Below are 15,134 nucleotides of genomic sequence, written 5' to 3'. Positions count from 1 at the left end.
ATTCTCCCGTCCTGACCAGCTACGATCCGCATTCCCGCGCGATCGCCTCCCCGAACCTCCGGTTTCACGGCCCCGCAGCCACGACCGCCGTCGGTTTGCCTGCGGCAGGATCTGAAACATGGCCAAATCTGGTTATCCATTTACGCTCGGAGTCGCTTCGGGGGAACCGTTACCCGATGGTGTGGTCCTGTGGACCCGGCTGGCTCCCGATCCGCTGGACGCGAAGCGGCCGGGCGGCATGCCCGATCGGACCGTGACCGTGCGATGGCAACTCGCCGAGGATCGTGCGTTCGCCCGCGTCGTCCAGACCGGAACCGCGGCGGCCCAGCCGGAATGGGCGCACAGTCTCCACGTCAGGGTCGCCGGGCTGCGACCGGGCACGGAGTACTTCTACCGGTTCTCCGTCGACGACCACGTCAGCCCCGTCGGCCGTACCAAGACGGCCCCGGCGCCGGACTCCACCGACCCCGTCCATTTCTGCTTCGCGTCATGTCAGCGCTACGAGCACGGCTATTTCACGGCGCTGCGCCATCTCGCCGACGAGCGGCCCGACGTGGTGCTCCACCTCGGCGACTACATTTACGAGTACGGCAAGCCGAAGCAGCCCCGCCCCGGCCGCTACGTACGTCCGCTGGAGTCGGCGGCCGAGTGCACCACGCTGGCCGCCTACCGCAGGCGCTACGCGCGCTATCACATGGACCCCGACCTCCAGGCGGCGCACGCCGCCGCGCCGTGGCTCGCGCTGCCAGACGATCACGAGGTGCGGGACAACTGGGCCGGGGGGCTGCCGGGAAACGGCAGCAGCCCGTCGGCCTTCCTCAAGCGCCGGGCCGCCGCCTTCCAGGCGTACTACGAGCATCTGCCGCTGCGGGTGCGCCCGACGGGGCCGGATCTGCGCAACTACCGCTGGCGGCCGTACGGGCGGGTGATCGACTTCATGCTCGCCGACACCAGGCAGTACCGCAGCGGCCGGGACATGCTCGGCCGTGAGCAGGAAGAGTGGCTGATCAGCCGGTTGAAGGGCGCGACGGCCCGGTGGAAGGTGCTCGCGCAGGCCGTGTTCTTCGCCCAGCGGAGATTTCCGAACGGGACGCTGAGCGCCGACGCCTGGGACGGCTTTCCCGACTCCCGGGCCCGTGTCCTCGCGAACGCCCCGGACGGGCTGGTGGTGCTGGGCGGCGACGTGCACAACAACTGGGCCTGCGATTTGCGCGCCGACTGGTCCGATCCGGCGTCGGCGCCGCTCGGCGTCGAGTTCGTCGGCACGTCGGTCACCAGCATGCCGCCCGACACCGACGCGAAGGCGATCCTCGCCGCCAATCCGCACATCGAGTTCTTCGACGGCCACCGGGGGTACGTCTCCTGCAGGGCGAGCATGGACGACTTCCGCGCCGACTACCGAGTGGTCGGCCACGTGGACCGGCCGGGCGCATCGGTGTCCACGGCCGCCGTTTTCACGGTCGAGAAGAACCGGTTACGCCGGGCCGACCTGTGAGATTCCGGCGTTCGGCGGGCTAGCAAATAGGAAACTTTCCTATTAGATTGCGGGCATGCCTCAACACTCCCTCATGGGCGCAGCATGAAGCGAAGCCCGGATCTGCTCCGTCTGGCGGACACGGTCATCCTGCCCGGTTTCGAGGGCACCACGGCTCCCGACTGGGTGCGGCGCCGGCTCGGCGACGGACTCGCGGGGGTCGTGCTCTTCTCCCGGAACATCGCCACCCCGGCCCAGCTCGGCGGGCTCACCGCGGCCCTGCGCGCGGAGAGCCCCGACATTCTCATCGGCATCGACGAGGAGGCCGGGGAGGTGACCCGCCTGGAAGCGCGCACGGGGAGTTCGCGGCCGGGAAACTACGCGCTCGGCGTGGTCGACGACGAGGAACTGACCGAGCGGGTGGCCCGCGACATCGGGCGGGACCTGCACGACGCCGGGATCAACCTGGACTTCGCCCCGGCCGCCGACGTCAACTCCAACCCCGACAACCCGGTGATCGGCCTGCGCTCGTTCGGCGCGGACCCGATGCTGGTGGCGAGACATACGGCGGCATGGATCCGCGGTCTGCAGTCCACCGGAGTGGCCGCCTGCGCCAAGCACTTCCCCGGTCACGGCGACACGTCGGTCGACTCCCACCACGGGGTGCCGAGGGTCGGGGTCTCCCGGGAGGAGCTCGCCGAAGTCGAGCTGTGGCCGTTCCGGGCCGCGATCCGTGAGGGCGTGCGCTGCGTCATGACCGGCCACCTGCTCGTCACCGCCTACGACGCCGAGCGGCCGGCCACGCTCAGCCCGCGCATCCTCACCGGCCTGCTGCGCACCGAGCTAGGCTTCGACGGCCTCATCGTCACCGACGGCATCGAAATGGCCGCGGTGTCGGGGGCGTACGGCATCGGCGGCGCGAGTGCGCTCGCCGTCGCGGCCGGGGCGGACGCGGTCTGCGTGGGCGGGGAGAACGCCGACGAGGCCACCCTGGACCGCATCCGCGAGGCGATCGTCGACGCGGTCGCCGGGGGCGCGTTGCCGGAGGATCGGCTCGCCGAGGCGGCGGCCCGGGTGCGGGCACTCGCCGCCTGGCTCGCGGACCGCACCGCCTGGGACGCCCCGACGGTTTCCGGGGAGGGGGACACCACGGTGGAGATCGGCCTGGCGGCCGCGCGCCGTGCCGTACGGATCACTCGCCGGCCGGGAGCCGAGGCCGTGCTCCCGCTGACGGCGGCCCCGCACGTGGTGGAGCTGGCGCCGGAGACCAATCTGGCGATCGACAAGGGCATGCCGTGGGGGGCCGGTGAGCCGCTGAGCAAGCTGCTGCCGGGCACCACGGTCACCCGCCTGACCGAGCCCGACGTCGCCGGGCCGGGCGGCGACATGTCGGATGCGGTGCTCGATCAGGCCGCCGACCGGCCGCTCGTGCTGGTCGTACGGGACGCCCATCGTCATCTCTGGCAGCTCGGCCTGGTGGAGCGGCTGCTCGCCGCCCGGCCGGACGGCGTCGTCGTCGAGATGGGCCTGCCCGGCCGCACCGACCTCGGCGTGGCCCACATCGCCACCCACGGCTCGGCCCGGGTCTGTGGCCAGGCGGCCGCCGAGGCGCTGACCGGAGTGGTTCCCGGGTGAGCGGTGCGTCTCCGTAGCATGGGTTCGCACCTGGTAACGGAGGGAGCACGATGAAGGTCGCGTACGTCACCACAGATCATCCGGTGGCCGGCCATGACGACGAGCGAGAGATCGTCCTGGCGGCCTGGTACGGCGCCGGCATCGAGGGCTCACCGGCGGCGTGGGACGACCCGCGCGTCGACTGGTCGTCGTTCGACGCGGCCGTCATCCGATCGACCTGGGACTACATCGACAGCAGGGACGATTTCGTCGCCTGGGCTGGCCGGGCCGGGACGGCGACGAGGCTGTTCAATCCCGCTTCGGTGATCGAGTGGAACACCGACAAGACCTACCTCAGAGACCTCGGGGTGCCGATCGTGCCCACGTGCTGGGGCTCACCCGGTGCCCGGTTCTCCGAGAAGGGTTCGTCCGAGGGCGGGTTCCCGGACTGGGACGAGTACGTGGTCAAGCCGGCGGTCTCGGCCGGGGCGCGCGGCGCGCTGCGGACCGTCGACCGGGTGGCGGCCGAGAAGCACGCGGCCGGGCTCCTCGACGAGGGCCGGACGGTCATGATCCAGCCATACCTCCGAACCGTGGAGCACGAGGGCGAGCTCTCGCTGCTGTACTTCGGCGGGCAGTTCAGCCACGCCGTCCGACGCCACCCGATGCTGTCGGACGCCGAGCTCACGACCGAGGACCGGGCGACGCTGCGAGATCCGGACGACGACCAGTTCGCCCTCGCCGAGCGCGTTCTGGATCAGTGCGCGCGCCGCTTCCCAGGAGAGGTGCCGGCGGACCTTCTCTACGCCCGGGTCGACCTGGTCCGGATGCCGGACGGCGAGCCGGTGCTCATGGAGCTCGAAGTCGTCGAGCCGTACCTCTTCCTCCGGTACGAGCTCGCGGCCCCCGACATGTTCGCGCAGGCTCTGGTCGAGCTACTCAGGCGGTGAGGCCGCCGTCGACGGGGATGACAGTGCCGGTGAGGTATGCGCCCGCACGGGAGGCGAGGAAGACGGCCGCTCCGGCCATGTCATCGGGCCGGCCGATGCGGCCCAGCGGGATCTGGCTCTCGACGGCGCCGCGCATCGCGGGATCGTCCAGCACGAATGCCATCATCTTCGACTCGAACGGCCCGGGCGCGATGGCGTTCACCGTGATCGATTCGCGGGCGAGCCGGTGGGCCAGATGCCGGGTCAGCATGTGCACCCCCGCCTTTGAAGCCGAGTAGGCGTAGTGCTCCATCGCGGAGACGCGGATGCCGTCCACGGAGCCCACGTTGATGACGCGGGCGGGGTCGTCGGCCGAAGCGGCGGCGCGCAGCAGGGGCAGAAACCGCCGCGTCAGGAAGAACACGCCCTTGACGTTGATGTTCCAGACCTTGTCGAAGGCGTGCTCGGGATATTCATCGAGCGGCGCGCCCCAACTCGCTCCCGCGTTGTTGACGAGCACGTCGAGCCGGCTCTCCCGGGCCGACACGGCCTCGACCAGGGTCTCGATCCCCTCCGTCGTCGACAGGTCCGCCTGGACGGCGTGGCAGCCCAGTTCGGCGGCGGTGGCCTCCAGTTCGTCCTTCTTCCGAGAGGAGATGTAGACGGTCGCGCCCGCGTCCCGGAACCCCCTGGCGATCATCTTGCCGATGCCGCGCGAGCCGCCCGTGACGACCACGGTCTTGCCGACCACAGAGAACAGGGTCATACCCGGAAGCATACCGATCAGTCGGTTCCCGTACGGAGGCGTGGGCTGGGGCGGACGTGAATGAAAGGCGTCCTGGCGGGTGTGGGGGACCCGCCAGGACGCACCCGCCCCGGCTGGGGGCTTCGACCTCGGCGAGGGTTGAGGTCGAAGCCCCGGTCAGCAGGGGGGATCGATGGACATACCCAATGGATGGATTTGTACCAACGTTTGGATAATCGCGGTCCCGCGCGCTCTGGTCAAGGGGTTGTTCCCCCTTTCAGGGAGATCGTCTAGATTTGTTGGAACAAAAGGTGGGATTGAGGAAAGATGGCACGGTCGTCGCTCTACCAGCAGGTGGCCGCCGAGGTGCGGCGGGCCATCTACACCGGCGAACTCGCGCCAGGCGACCAGATCCCGACCGAGACCGACCTCATGGAGGCACACGGCGTCAGCCGCAACACCGTGAGACTGGCCCTGGGCGAGCTGGAGAACGAGGGCCTCATCCTGCGGATGCGTCGCCGTGGAACGTTCGTACGGGAGCGTCGTCCTCTGCTGATGCGCCCTCAGGACGAGTTCCCGTCCCGCGACCAGGACGTCGATCGCCGCCTCGACTCGTTCGTGCACGCGGTCACGTCGGAGGGCCGCAACCCCGACCAGAACATCGAGGTGTCCATCGTCGAACCGCCCGAGGACGTCGCCACGCGGCTCGCCCTCGCCGACGGGGGCCTCGCCGTCGTCCGGCGCCGCCTGCGGTTCGTGGACGGTCAGCCGTACAACACCAATGACTCGTATTTCCCCCTCGACCTGGTGACGGATTCGGAGATCGCCAGGCCCGGGAACATCACCCGCGGAGCGAACCGGGTCCTGGAGGAGCTCGGCCACCCGCAGACGAGGGTCGTCGACGACATCTCGGCGCGGATGCCGACCTCGGACGAGACGCCGCGACTGCGCCTGGAGCCCGGCACGCCCGTCGTCGTCCATGTCCGGGTGGGCTACGACGGGGAGGACACGCCGGTACGGGTCGCGGTGTCGGTGCTCCCGGCCGACAAGCACCTGATCCGATACGAGCTGGAACGTCGGCCGGCTTCTCGGCCGTAAACGACCGAGCCCGCAACTTCCCGCCGTCGATGGCTTCGACGGCGCGGCTCGCGTACGGCGCGCCGGCCCCGTCACGTCTCTCTCGCCCGAGGGGCCCTCCCCGCTGTTCCGCCGCCATGAGCGGGTCGCCGCGCCGCACCCTCGTCACCCTCTGTGATCGCAACGCATCCCACAGCATCGAAAGGACTTCGCCATGCGCGCGAACACTCTGAGTCTGCCTGCCAGGCTCACGCTCACTCCCCGCCGTGCCACGCCGGATGACCTGCGGGCCGTGCTCGGGCTGCTGGCCGAGACGGCCCGCTGGCTGAACTCGCTCGGCGTACGGCAGTGGCCGGCGGAGGGCTTCCCCGCCGGACGGATCGAACCGCTCATCGGAGCCGGGGCGATGTACGTCCTGGACGACGACGCCGTCACCGGCGCCCTGGCGGCCACGATGGCGCTGGACGGCCACGCCGATCCCGAGTTCTGGCTGTCCGTCGACCATCCCGCTGACGCGCTGTACGTCCACAAGCTCGCAGTGAGCCGGGCTCACGCGGGCGAGGGGCTGGGCGAGGCCCTGCTCGATTGGGGCGCACTGCGCGCCGGCACCCTCGGCCGCCGGTTGCTGCGGCTCGACTGCGCCAAGGACAACGCGCGGTTGCAGGCGTACTACCGTGACGCCGGATTCCGGCACGTGCGCACGGTCGACCTGCCGCATCGGGCATCGGGAGCGTTGTTCGAGCGCCGGGCTTCGGGCGTGCCCGCCCCGCGCGCGGGCGTGGGTCCGCTCCTGCGCCGGGCCGCTGAGCACGGCCCGGCGCATCGCGGCTCATTGACGACAACAATCGCCACAAGAAGCTAGTTGAGCCTCGAACGGGAACGGATGTCAGCGGATGCCATATGGCGCCGCAAATGGACTCGATACTGTTCGAACTATGACCAAGCTCCTTGAAGTGATCGCGCTGGACGTGCGCGACGCCGTCGCCGCCGAGGCGGGTGGCGCGGACCGCCTGGAGATCGTGTCGGATATGAGCTCCGGCGGGCTCACCCCCTCGGCGGAGACCGTCGCGGCCATCGCGAAGGAGTGCAGGCTGCCGCAGATGGTCATGCTGCGGTCGAACGCCGGCTTCGCCGTGACCCCGGAGGAACTGGACCGGCTGCGCCGGAACGTCAGGGAACTGGCGCAGGCGGGCGCGGGCGGTTTCGTCTTCGGGTTCCTGACGGCGGACGGTTCGGTGGACCTGGCGGCGACCGAGGCGCTGATCCACGCGGTGGCCCCGCTTCCGTGGACCTTCCACCGGGCGGTGGACCACGCCGCCGACGTGCGGGCGGCCTGGCGTGCCGTACGGCTGCTGCCGAACCTCGCCACCGTGCTCACGGCGGGCTCGGCACAGGGCGTCGGCACCGGCCTGGGCGTGTTGCGCGGCCGTGCCGAGGCCGGGGACGGGCCGCTGGTGCTGGCCGGGGGAGGCCTCAGGAAGGAGCACGTGCCCGTGCTGCTCGACTACGGCGTCCAGGCCTTCCACGTCGGCAGTGCCGTACGGGACCCCGGTTCACCTCCGGATCGGTGGAGCGGTCCCGTCGACGCCGCGCGCGTGCGCGACTGGCGCCGCCTCGTCGATCAGGAGTGACGTCGATCAGGAGTGATGAGGCGGCGCGGCCACCGAAACGCCGCTCAGCCGAGGGCTCGATCGGCCCGGGCCAGCGCGGCGACGAGGGTCTTCACCGTGGCGGGTTCGTCCAGGACGCCGCCCGCCGCCCGGGTACGCTCCTCCCAGGCGTGTACCCGCTCGACGTAGTCCTCGTAGCGGGCGAGGTGGAACGCGTAGACGGTGGCGAAGCGGCTGATGAGATGGGACGGATGCATGTCCCAGCCCTGATAGAAGCCGTGGGACAGCGAGTGCCTGACGAGCGTGGCGTGCCTGCGCAGTAGCGCCCGCACGTCGGCGGCCGAGTCCGAGGCCGGTGCGGCGGCGAGCGAGCCGTCGCAGAGTTCCACGCCGGAGCCGGCCAGCGCCGTCTGCATCACGTGACGGGCGTGGTCGCACACGGGATGGTCGAGCCGCTGTTCGTGCGGCGGCAACCCGAGGGAGGCGGTGTAGTCGAACACCCCGAAGTGCGCGGCGGCCAGCCGCCCGCCGAGGGAGGGCACCAGGTCGGCTGACCGCTGCAGCAGCAGCACCGTCTGCGGGGCCTCCACCTGCATCTCGAACCGCAGCGTGCCGGGTTCGAGCGGCAACGACGCCTCCAGGGCCGCCAGGCATCGGGCGAACTGCCCGAGGTAGGCCTCCATGAGCACCTTCGGGAAGGTGACCGTGAACCCCGGCGGCAACTCGCCGGCCCGCCTGATCACCGTGTTGAGGAAGCCGTCAAGCGTACGGATCGACCGGTGCGGATCACCGTCGGCGAACGACTTGACCCGTAGACCCCACCGCCGGGGCAGCGTGCCCGCCTCGCGCATCGCGGCCACGGCCGCCGCCGCGCTTTCGGCGTGCCCGTCCTCCTCCTCCGGCGGGCGCTGCCCGTATCCGTCCTCGAAGTCGATCCGCAGGTCCTCGATCGGCTCGACCGACAGCTTCCGGCGGACTCGATCGTGTACGGGCTGCGCCAGGTCGGGATCGCATTCGAACAGCGCGGCCAGGTCGGCGGGAGTGAACAGGTGCCGGTGCAGGAGGTCGGTCGCCGCGTGCCGCCACTCGGACACGGTGGCCGCCGTCACCTTGTCGGCGGGGACATAGACGGTATGCACCGGCTGCCAGGCGGGTTCCCGTACGGGAAACCGCTCGGTCTGCTCCCGGTGCGTCTCGGCGAACCCGGTCAGCGGTCCGTCCAATCCTGTCAGGGTCGTCTCCATGTCGATCTCATATCGATCTCGTTTCGATCATGGTCAGGACGGGGACTGCGGCGCGGGCTGGGCGATGCGACCACAGGCCGCCAGCATGGCGCCCCGGCCGACGAGCTTGACCCGGGCGCCGCGATCGAGTGCCGTTGCGAGGCCGGCCTCGGCGGCCTCGATGGCGAGCCAGTCCTGATACGTCACAGGGACGACGCCACGGGCGTCCAGGACGTCGTCGAGCCTCAGGCGCGCCGTACCGGGAACGGTCTCGGCGAGCAGACCGCGCACGGTCTCGGCGGCGTCGGACTTGTTGGTCCCGATGACGCCGGTCGGGCCGCGCTTCAGCCATCCCGCGACGTACTGGCGGTCCGAGATCTTCCCGGCGATGTTGGGCACGGTCATCGAGGCCGTGTCGAAGGGCACCCCGGCGAGCGCCACGCTCTGATATCCGACCGACCGCACGACCATCCCGGCCGGGATCGTCTCGAACTCGCCGGTGCCGACCACACGGCCGCCCTCCAGGCGGGTCCGCTCCAGGCGGACGCCCTCGACCCGCGAACCGCCCAAAATCTCCACCGGGCGCAGCCAGAAGCGCAGGTCCAGCCGCCGCTGCCGTCCGGCGGGCACCCGCTCCGACCACGACCGCAGCACGTCCACGTTCCCTCTGACCTGCCGCGAGAGCGAGGCGAGGTCCTCGGGCTCGACCTTGACCTCACCGGGCAGCGTCAGCACGTCCGCGCTCGGTAGCTCGCCGAGTTCCCGCAGCTCCTTCAGGGTGAACTTGGCATGCTTCGGGCCGCGGCGGCCGATCATGTGAATTCGCCGGACGCGCGAGGCCGCCAGCCGGGCGAGCACGTCCTCCGGCACGTCGGTGCGGCGCAGCTCGTCGGCCGTCTTCGCCATGATGCGCACGACGTCCACCGCGACGTTGCCCACCCCGATGACGACGACATCCTCGGTGTCGAGGGAGAACGCCTCCGGAGGGACGTCGGGATGCCCGCAGTACCAGTTGACGAAGTCGGTGGCGGCGACGCTGCCCGGCAGATCCTCGCCCGGGATCCCCAGGTGCCGGTCGATCATCGCCCCGGTACAGTAGACGACCGCGTCGTAGCACGCCATCAGATCGTCGACCGAGACGTCCGAGCCCAGCTCGATCCCGCCGAGGAAGCGCACCCCCGGTGTCTCCAGGACCCGCCGTAGGTAGTCCGCGATCGACTTGATGGAGGTGTGGTCGGGCGCGACGCCGTACCTGACGAGTCCGTACGGTGTGGGCAGCCGCTCCAGGACGTCCACCTCGACCGGCTCGGGGCACTGCTTGATCAGGGCTTCTGCCGTGTAGATCCCGGCAGGACCCGATCCGACGATCGCGACGCGCAGTGCCACCATAGCCTCCATATACCGGGCGTCCTACGAGTGATTCTTCATCATCGGGCCGTCACCCTGCCAGGGCAACGCGGCGCTCGGTCAGTGGGACCAGTTCATGTCTGTGGGCCATGAGGCTGGGGAGTGCTTCAAACGTGCTGTCCGTCGCGAGCGTGAGTCGCCCTCTGGGCCGGGCACAGCGGGAATGACTTTTGAAACACGATCTAAAGGAGGGGGAAACCCGGGGACGCGGCGGCGCGGCGGTGGGACTCTCCCAGACATGAGGGGACCGCACGGGGCACGGGATGACGGTATGGCGCCGGCCCGGCACTGCGAGGCCGATCGCCGATGTCGGGGTGAGGGGGCGCGGGACGGAGTCCGTCCGCCCGACGCCCGGCGATATGAGGCGCTCGGCCGGGTGCTGGCCGCGCTGGCAGACGAGGCGGAGATGCTGGAGGCCTGCCGCGATCTCACCTGGCGGCGGGGGGCCGATCATTGCTGGCATGTCGAGTGGCGCGACGGGCCGCACGCGGCCGAGGTCGCCGCGCTGCTCGTCGACCGGATCCGCGGGCCTGAGGCCGCGGTCCCCCTCGCCGGACCGACCGGGCCGGCCACGGCTTCGACGGCGTCGCTGGACGTCACCGGCGCGAGCTTCGTGCTGCTGGCCGTCGACCCGGTGGGCATGGACCGCCTGCGCGCTCGCCCGGGCCGGTGGCGGTTGTCCGCGACGCTCGCCGGAGTCACGGCGGACAGGGCCGGGGGAGAGGCGCGACGCGGCGGTTCCCGGCGGTGCTGGGAGGAACTGCTCGGCGGTTGATCGTACGGCTACCGCGCCATGACCCTCGGGGGAGCGGCTTTACCATTCCGGGCGTCCATCGGGCCAGTTATTTGACATCCGTATTACACTGCTAGTGGTTCGTACGCGCCGTCGCGGGCCTACTGGCCGTGCTGCTGGCCACGGACGTGCTCGGTGGCGTGGCCGCGGCCGCCGTCTGCGCGTTCGCCGCCACCGCCTGACTCCGCCTGACTGGGCCGGTGACCGGCGGGCGAAGCCAGGAGAGCGGCCGGCGGGCGACGGGAAGCAGCGTCCCGTCCCGGAAGTCGATAACCTTGGGTCACATCATCTCCACTTCGGCTCTCACGCCGTCTCCGGGAAGACTGAGGAGATATCGCGCGAGACCTCTCACGAGCAAGGAGTAGCCGTGCTGCTGCGTATGTCGACCCTGTTCCTGCGCACGCTGCGTGAGGATCCGGCGGACGCGGAAGTGCCGAGCCACAAGCTGCTCGTCCGCGCCGGATACGTCCGCCGGGTCGCGCCCGGCATCTACTCCTGGCTCCCGCTCGGCAAGATCGTACTGGAGAACGTCGCCCGGGTCGTGCGTGAGGAGATGGATCGGATGGGCGCCCAGGAGGTGCTCTTCCCCGCGCTGCTGCCCCGCGACTACTACGAGACCACCGGCCGCTGGACCGAGTACGGCGACACGCTGTTCCGCCTGAAGGATCGCAAGGGCGCCGACTACCTGCTGGGGCCGACTCACGAGGAGATGTTCACCGACATGGTCAAGGGGGAGTACTCCTCCTACAAGGACTACCCGGTGACCCTCTACCAGGTCCAGACGAAGTATCGCGACGAGGCCCGCCCCCGGGCCGGCATCCTCCGCGGCCGCGAGTTCGTGATGAAGGACTCCTACTCCTTCGATCTGGACGACGACGGGCTGAAGCGTTCCTACGAGATGCACCGGGACGCCTACATCCGGATCTTCGGCCGGCTCGGCATCGACTACCGGATCTGCTTCGCGATGTCCGGCGCGATGGGCGGCTCGGCCTCCGAGGAGTTCCTCGCGCCCTGCCCGACGGGGGAGGACGCGTTCGTGTCCTGCCACGACTGCGGCTACGCCGCCAACGCCGAGGCCGTCGTCACCCCCGCGCCGCCCGCCGTCACCGGGGGGCAACCGCCGCTCCAGATCCTGGACACGCCCGACACGCCGACCATCGAGTCACTGGTCGCCCACGTCAACGAGCACTTCGGTCTCGGGATCACCGCGGCGGACACGCTGAAGAACATCGTGGTGAAGGTCCGTACGCCCGGTTCCGACAAGATCAAGCCGCTGGTCATCGGCGTCCCCGGTGACCGTGAGGTGGACTTCAAGCGCCTGGAGGCTGCGCTGGCGCCCGGGGTCCCGGAGATCTTCGAGGCGGAGGACTTCGCACGCCATCCCGGCCTGGTGCGCGGCTACATCGGGCCGCAGGTGCTCAAGGCACTCGGCATCACCTACCTGGTGGACCCGCGCGTGGTCACCGGCTCCGCCTGGGTGACGGGTGCGAACCTGCCCGGCAAGCACGCCGCCCACGTGGTGTCGGGCCGGGACTTCCAGCCCGACGGCACGATCGAGGCCGCGGAGGTTCGCGCCGGGGACGCCTGCCCCCGCTGCGGTCACCCCCTGTCGATCGACCGCGGTATCGAGATCGGCCACATCTTCCAGCTTGGCCGCAAGTATGCCGACGCCGCCGCACTCGACGCCCTCGGGCCCGATGGCAAGCCGATCCGGATCACGATGGGTTCGTACGGCGTCGGCGTCTCCCGGGCAGTGGCCGTGCTCGCCGAGCAGTGCCACGACGAGTTGGGCCTGGTGTGGCCCCGCGAGGTGGCCCCGGCCGATGTCCACATCGTCGGGACCGGCAAGGAGAACCAGGTCGAGGTCGCCAGCGGGCTTGCCGAGGAACTGGAGTCGCGCGGCCTGCGGGTCGTGGTCGACGACCGTCCCGGAGTCTCGCCCGGCGTCAAGTTCAAGGACGCCGAGCTGCTCGGCATGCCGACCATCCTGATCGTGGGCCGTGGGCTCGGCCAGGGAGTCGTGGAGCTGCGCGACCGGGTGAGCGGGACGAAGGAGGAGATCCCGGTCGACGAGGCCGTCGACCGCATTCTGACCGCCTGCCGCCCCACTCCGCACGCATAACCCCCCAACCCCCCCATCGTGATCTTGCGAATACTCGCAGTAATCCTCGTTGACCTGCCTGGATTCTCTTTGTGATCTTGCAGGTACTCGCTTAGGTGTCTGTCTACCTGCGGCGTCATCATTCGTGATCTTGCAATTGCAAGATCGCGAATGATGACTTGCCAGGTCGGGGGCGCCCTGTGCGAGTTTCTGCAAGATCATAAAAGCGTTTTTGCAGGTAGAAGGCACGTGTGCGAGTATTCGCAAGATCACGGGATGGGGGTGTGGCTAGCCGATCGGCTTCGGCTGCGACGGGGACGATGACGGTGTGGGGCCGGCTGGCGAGGGGCCGGATTCGGCCCGGCCGGGCATTCCGGGGAAGGCACTGATCGACGGCTGCCAGCCGTACGCTCGGGTGGCGCATTCCTGGGCGGCCAGTGCGGCGAGCCGGCGCAGCGACGGGTCGCGATCGGCGGCGAGCTCCAGGTAGGCGGTGATCAGGCGGCCCTCCACCAGTACGGCCAGGCGAACCGCGTCGGCCGAGGTCCGTACCTCGAAGGGCAGGTGATAGGCGGGCCCCGGTTCCGTCGGCGATCCGCCGCGCTGAGTGATCACCGAGCGGAGCCGATCACGCCGTGCTCGATGGGCGTCGAACCCGCCCGTGGCCCGCGCGCGTAGCCCGTCGGCGACCTTCCCGCCGATCACCCCGTAGGCGTACACGGCGGCGTGCTCGGCTGCCAGCGCCCTGGCGAGAGCGTCGCCGCCGGCCGCGGGATCGGCGGCGGCTGGGACGGCGGCGGTCGGCTCCGTGGCAGCCGGTTGCGCGATGGCCAGGTCAGTCACGCAGTCTCCCCAGCGCGACGGCGTGGACGGCCTCGCAGGCCCCGATGCTCGCCAGCAGTTGCGCGAGCGCGGGGGACGCCTTGGCCAGCTGACCGGGTCGCCCGGCCGCCGCCCGGCGTTCGGCGTCGCGGAGTCTGCCGACGGTCACAGACGAGCCCTCCGACGGCGACGGTGAGCCTGAGGGAGAGGGAGACAGGGCGGCGCCTGCGCGGCCTTCGGCGCCAGGTGGCACCATGTCGCGCAGAGCGGCCAGATGGGCGACATGCCGCTGCCGGAACGGTTCTAGCGCGGTGGCCGTCTTGGCCGAGCCGAGAGCGGCCCGCTGATAGAGCGCGACCAGCCGCTCCTTGTCGCGGATCAGCGTGCTCAGCAACACCGCCTCAGGGTCCGGTGGTTTCGGCGCGGGGGGCTCGGGGGAGCGGGACGAGCAGCCGGTGGCGGTGAGCCCGGCAGCCGTCGCGCCCAGCAGGACGCGCCTGGTCACGCGTGCTCCGCCGCTCCGTTCCACGACCAACGTCCTCCCGCCGGCTCCCGTTGAGCCCTTCCCGCCTTCTCCGCCGTCGCGCCGGCGTCCCTCCAGGACTGCGCCGTCAGGGCGAATCTTGTCGGTCGGGGCACTAGCATCGTACGGCGCGCCGCCCAGTAGTCACCGCTTCGTGATGATGGTCGGGCTCGTGTCGGCTCGCCGCTCGGGTATGGCGCCATTTCCGCCCTGCGGTGTCGATAGGCTGTTGGCACATCGGGCGAGGTACACCAGTGAATGGGAGGTCGGCATGGGCAGTGACCCGCGACGCGGCCGTCTGGTGGAGCTGCTCGGCCCGGTGGTCGCCGAGAAGGGGCTCGACCTGGAGGACGTGAAGATCGTCCCGGCGGGCAGACGGCGGCTCGTACGCGTGATCGTGGACCGCGACGGCGGCGTCACGTTGGACGACGTGGCCGAAGTGAGCCAGTCGGTCTCCAGGCGACTGGACGAATCGGACGTTCTGGGCACGGGTCCGTACGTCCTGGAGGTCAGCTCCCCCGGAGTGGACAGGCCGCTGACCGAGCCGCGCCACTGGCGCCGGGCGCGAGGTCGTCTGGTGAAGGCCGAGATGCGGGACGGTACGACCGTGGAAGGGCGTGTGACCGGGACGGGCGAGTCCGGTGTGGAACTGGACGGGACACGCCGCATCGCGTTCGACGAGTTGGTTCGGGGCCGCGTGCAGGTGGAGTTCAACCGGCCGGCCGAGTTCGACGACGCCTTCGGCGGTGACTTCGACGGCGCCCATGATGTCGACGACACTGACGACGAGGGCTAGGGGGGAGCCTTGTGGACATT

Annotated in this window: 14 protein-coding genes; 9 read left to right on the top strand and 5 right to left on the bottom strand. The window is 70.4% G+C overall.

All coding sequences use genetic code 11. From position 1 onward, the window contains the following. Nucleotides 1-118: 118 nt before the first annotated feature. From ACFHYQ_RS03670 to ACFHYQ_RS03660, 3 genes are all read left to right on the top strand, one after another. Complete coding sequence (locus ACFHYQ_RS03670) at nucleotides 119-1,495, top strand: alkaline phosphatase D family protein (protein ID WP_394299588.1); 1,377 nt, start codon at nucleotides 119-121, stop codon at nucleotides 1,493-1,495. 84 nt (nucleotides 1,496-1,579) lie between these two features. Further along, nucleotides 1,580-3,109, top strand: a complete 1,530-nt coding sequence (locus ACFHYQ_RS03665) for a glycoside hydrolase family 3 protein (protein WP_394299587.1) — start codon at nucleotides 1,580-1,582, stop codon at nucleotides 3,107-3,109. Nucleotides 3,110-3,159: 50 nt separating this feature from the next. Beyond that, nucleotides 3,160-4,038, top strand: a complete 879-nt coding sequence (locus ACFHYQ_RS03660; RefSeq protein ID WP_394299586.1) for an ATP-grasp domain-containing protein — start codon at nucleotides 3,160-3,162, stop codon at nucleotides 4,036-4,038. Here ACFHYQ_RS03660 and ACFHYQ_RS03655 read toward each other — a convergent pair. Then, entirely contained in the window at nucleotides 4,028-4,783 is a 756-nt protein-coding gene (locus tag ACFHYQ_RS03655; protein WP_394299585.1) for an SDR family oxidoreductase, read from the bottom strand. The two genes, ACFHYQ_RS03660 and ACFHYQ_RS03655, sit on opposite strands and share 11 nt — an antisense overlap. A gap of 306 nt (nucleotides 4,784-5,089) precedes the next feature. Here ACFHYQ_RS03655 and ACFHYQ_RS03650 point away from each other — a divergent pair, with 306 nt between their 5' ends. The 3 genes from ACFHYQ_RS03650 (at nucleotide 5,090) to ACFHYQ_RS03640 (ending at nucleotide 7,470) form a co-directional block, all read left to right on the top strand. Then, a complete protein-coding gene (locus ACFHYQ_RS03650; protein ID WP_394299584.1) occupies nucleotides 5,090-5,860 on the top strand; it encodes a GntR family transcriptional regulator in 771 nt (256 codons plus the stop codon). Nucleotides 5,861-6,053: 193 nt separating this feature from the next. Further along, nucleotides 6,054-6,701 (top strand): GNAT family N-acetyltransferase, encoded by a 648-nt coding sequence (locus ACFHYQ_RS03645; RefSeq protein ID WP_394299583.1) that lies wholly within the window; start codon nucleotides 6,054-6,056, stop codon nucleotides 6,699-6,701. Nucleotides 6,702-6,774: 73 nt separating this feature from the next. After that, nucleotides 6,775-7,470, top strand: a complete 696-nt coding sequence (locus ACFHYQ_RS03640; protein WP_394299582.1) for a copper homeostasis protein CutC — start codon at nucleotides 6,775-6,777, stop codon at nucleotides 7,468-7,470. Nucleotides 7,471-7,514: 44 nt separating this feature from the next. Here ACFHYQ_RS03640 and ACFHYQ_RS03635 read toward each other — a convergent pair whose 3' ends face one another. Both ACFHYQ_RS03635 and ACFHYQ_RS03630 read right to left on the bottom strand, forming a co-directional pair. After that, on the bottom strand, nucleotides 7,515-8,693 hold the full coding sequence (locus tag ACFHYQ_RS03635) for a DUF6986 family protein (protein WP_394299581.1): 1,179 nt from the start codon (nucleotides 8,691-8,693) through the stop codon (nucleotides 7,515-7,517). 33 nt (nucleotides 8,694-8,726) lie between these two features. Further along, nucleotides 8,727-10,070: an FAD-dependent oxidoreductase gene (locus ACFHYQ_RS03630; RefSeq protein ID WP_394299580.1), complete on the bottom strand. Its 1,344-nt coding sequence runs from the start codon at nucleotides 10,068-10,070 to the stop codon at nucleotides 8,727-8,729. Between the two features lie 247 nt (nucleotides 10,071-10,317). Here ACFHYQ_RS03630 and ACFHYQ_RS03625 point away from each other — a divergent pair, with 247 nt between their 5' ends. Together ACFHYQ_RS03625 and ACFHYQ_RS03620 are read left to right on the top strand one after the other, a co-directional pair. Continuing rightward, nucleotides 10,318-10,854: a hypothetical protein gene (locus ACFHYQ_RS03625; protein WP_394299579.1), complete on the top strand. Its 537-nt coding sequence runs from the start codon at nucleotides 10,318-10,320 to the stop codon at nucleotides 10,852-10,854. Between the two features lie 385 nt (nucleotides 10,855-11,239). Next, a complete protein-coding gene (locus ACFHYQ_RS03620; protein WP_394299578.1) occupies nucleotides 11,240-12,994 on the top strand; it encodes a proline--tRNA ligase in 1,755 nt (584 codons plus the stop codon). Between the two features lie 267 nt (nucleotides 12,995-13,261). On the opposite strand, the gene ACFHYQ_RS03615 is transcribed toward ACFHYQ_RS03620, so the two are convergent. Then, nucleotides 13,262-13,816 (bottom strand): ferritin-like domain-containing protein, encoded by a 555-nt coding sequence (locus ACFHYQ_RS03615; RefSeq protein ID WP_394299577.1) that lies wholly within the window; start codon nucleotides 13,814-13,816, stop codon nucleotides 13,262-13,264. Continuing rightward, nucleotides 13,809-14,300, bottom strand: coding sequence for a hypothetical protein (locus ACFHYQ_RS03610; protein ID WP_394299576.1), 492 nt, complete (start codon nucleotides 14,298-14,300; stop codon nucleotides 13,809-13,811). Before ACFHYQ_RS03610 ends, ACFHYQ_RS03615 begins: the two co-directional genes overlap by 8 nt. Before the next feature lie 289 nt (nucleotides 14,301-14,589). Here ACFHYQ_RS03610 and rimP point away from each other — a divergent pair, with 289 nt between their 5' ends. Then, nucleotides 14,590-15,114 (top strand): ribosome maturation factor RimP, encoded by a 525-nt coding sequence (gene rimP, locus ACFHYQ_RS03605; RefSeq protein WP_394299575.1) that lies wholly within the window; start codon nucleotides 14,590-14,592, stop codon nucleotides 15,112-15,114. Nucleotides 15,115-15,134 lie beyond the last annotated feature (20 nt).

The sequence above is a fragment of the Sphaerimonospora cavernae genome, from assembly GCF_042435035.1.
In the GTDB taxonomy this organism is placed as follows: Bacteria; Actinomycetota; Actinomycetes; order Streptosporangiales; family Streptosporangiaceae; genus Sphaerimonospora; species Sphaerimonospora cavernae.
This window is presented reverse-complemented; position numbering and strand designations above follow the sequence as displayed.